This window comes from Nguyenibacter vanlangensis (assembly GCF_013376155.1).
Lineage (GTDB): Bacteria > Pseudomonadota > Alphaproteobacteria > Acetobacterales > Acetobacteraceae > Gluconacetobacter > Gluconacetobacter vanlangensis.
In genome coordinates this window covers 1-601 of the sequence record NZ_JABXXP010001191.1, presented here as the reverse complement: position 1 = coordinate 601, position 601 = coordinate 1, and the positions used below count along the sequence as shown (strand labels likewise).

1 protein-coding gene is annotated in these 601 nt (G+C 70.2%); it reads left to right on the top strand.

The features are described 5' to 3' along the window. Positions 1–119: 119 nt before the first annotated feature. Positions 120–601 (top strand): Sec-independent protein translocase protein TatB (gene tatB / locus HUK84_RS23435; protein ID WP_246285834.1); only part of this gene is annotated, 482 nt, incomplete at its 3' end.

Below are 601 nucleotides of genomic sequence, written 5' to 3'. Positions count from 1 at the left end.
CGACAACCCCGCGCTGCGCGCCCATGCCGGGTCCGCCGTGCCGCAGGGTGCCGGGACGGCGGAGGCAGGCGCGTCCGGGGAGGAAGCCGGAGTGACGATACTGGCCGAGGGGGCCGACGATGTTTAATTTCGCCTGGTCCGAGATGGCGCTGATCGGGGTGGTCGCCCTGCTGCTGATCGGGCCCAAGGACATGCCGGTGGCGATCCGGACCATCACGGGCCTGATCAAGAAGGCCCGCAAGATGGCGGCCGAATTCCAGTCCCATGTCGATGAGATGGTGCGCGATGCCGACCTGACCGCCGCGCGGGACGAATTCAACCGCATGCGGCGCTTCAACGTGCGCAACCAGATCATGCAGGCCATCGACGGCGACGGCTCGATCCGGCGCACGCTGGACGAATCGCCGCTGGCGGAGGCGCCCCAACACTCGCGCCCGGCGGCGGCGGACATGGCGGCCCCGTCCGGAACTCCCTCCGGAACCCTGGCGGGTTTCGACCCCGGCGGGCTGCATGAATACGGCTATGCCACGCCGGTCGCGTCCTATGCCGAGACAGCCTATCCGCCGGTCGAGGATGAGGGCCCGCCGCCGGCCCTGCTGCC